Annotated in this window: 1 protein-coding gene; it reads left to right on the top strand. The window is 70.0% G+C overall.

Annotated elements, in window-relative coordinates; all coding sequences use genetic code 11:
• Positions 1 to 800 (top strand): MBG-2 domain-containing protein (locus HLH36_RS19540; protein ID WP_182987937.1); only part of this gene is annotated, 800 nt, incomplete at both ends.

Genomic DNA, 800 nt, shown 5'->3' with positions numbered 1-800 from the left:
CGCCCAGGGCAGCGGACTGGCCAACTATGCCGTCACCTACCAGCCCGGCACGCTGACCATCGATCCCGCCGCCCTGACCGTCACCGCCCTCAACCAGACCAGCACCTACGGTCAGACACCCGTCCTCGGCACCGCCAAGTTCAGCACCAGCGGCCTGGTCAACGGCGACACCGTCTCCGGCGTCACCCTCGCCACCACCGCCACCGGTGCCAGCACCGTCGGCAACTACGGCATCACCGCCTCCGCCGCCCAAGGCAGCGGACTGGCCAACTATGCCGTCACCTACCAGCCCGGCACGCTGACCATCGATCCCGCCGCCCTGACCGTCACCGCCCTCAACCAGACCAGCACCTACGGCCAGAACCCGGCCCTCGGCACCGCAAAGTTCAGCACCAGCGGCCTGGTCAACGACGACACCGTCTCCGGCGTCACCCTCGCCACCACCGCCACCGGTGCCAGCACCGTCGGCAACTACGGCATCAGCGCCGCCAGTGCGGTCGGCACCGGGCTGTCGAATTACACCGTGAGCTACGCCCCCGGCACGTTGACCATCGACCCGGCGGCGCTGACCGTCACCGCCCTCAACCAGTCCAGCACCTACGGTCAGACACCCGTCCTCGGCACCGCAAGCTTCTCCACCGCCGGCCTGGTCAACGGCGACACCGTCTCCGGCGTCACCCTCGCCACCACCGCCACCGGTGCCAGCACCGTCGGCCGCTACGGCATCACCGCCTCCGCCGCCCAGGGCAGCGGACTGGCCAACTATGCCGTCACCTACCAGCCCGGCACGCTGACCATCG

This window comes from Gluconacetobacter aggeris (assembly GCF_014174395.1).
Classification (GTDB): domain Bacteria; phylum Pseudomonadota; class Alphaproteobacteria; order Acetobacterales; family Acetobacteraceae; genus Gluconacetobacter; species Gluconacetobacter aggeris.
The sequence above is the reverse complement of the archived record's forward strand: the minus strand, read 5'-3'. Positions and strand labels throughout refer to the sequence as shown.